Source organism: Chryseobacterium phosphatilyticum, assembly GCF_002899825.2.
Lineage (GTDB): Bacteria > Bacteroidota > Bacteroidia > Flavobacteriales > Weeksellaceae > Chryseobacterium > Chryseobacterium phosphatilyticum.
The window spans coordinates 1-456 of the sequence record NZ_PPED02000094.1 but is presented as its reverse complement, the minus strand read 5'-3'; the positions used below and the strand labels follow the sequence as shown (position 1 = coordinate 456).

The following is a 456-nucleotide window of genomic DNA, read 5'->3' as shown; positions in this document are numbered from 1 at the left end:
CGATCCTCCGGTGTGAAGAACGCATCGACCGTCCGGCCCAGCATCTCGGACTCGGTCCAGCCGAGGATGCGCTCGGCGCCGGTGTTCCAGCGCGTGACGCGGCCCTGGGGATCCATGGCCACGATCGCGTAGTCCGTGGCGCTGTCGAGGATGCGCTCGTGCAGCAGGCGCTGCTCCGCCTGCTCACGCAGCGAGCGGCGCAGTTCCATCTGCGTCATGGCCTGGCGGGCGAGCCGCATCAGGCCGCGGCGCTGCCGCTCCGTGAGTTCGCGCGGGCGGGTATCGAGGACGCAGACGGTCCCGATCGGCTGCCCCTCGTCGGTCCTCAGCAGGGCGCCGGCGTAGAAGCGCAGGCCGGGATCGCCGCTGACGAGCGGGTTGCCTTCGAAGCGCGGGTCGCGCGCGGTGTCGGGCACGTAGCGGAAGCCGTCGTGCAGGCTCGCCTGCCGGCAGCAG

At 72.1% G+C, this 456-nt stretch carries 1 protein-coding gene; it reads right to left on the bottom strand.

Annotation, left to right across the window (positions count from 1 at the left end; all coding sequences use genetic code 11):
• The coding region (locus C1631_RS25530) for a GAF domain-containing protein (protein ID WP_123966792.1) at window positions 1-456 on the bottom strand (456 nt) is incomplete at both ends.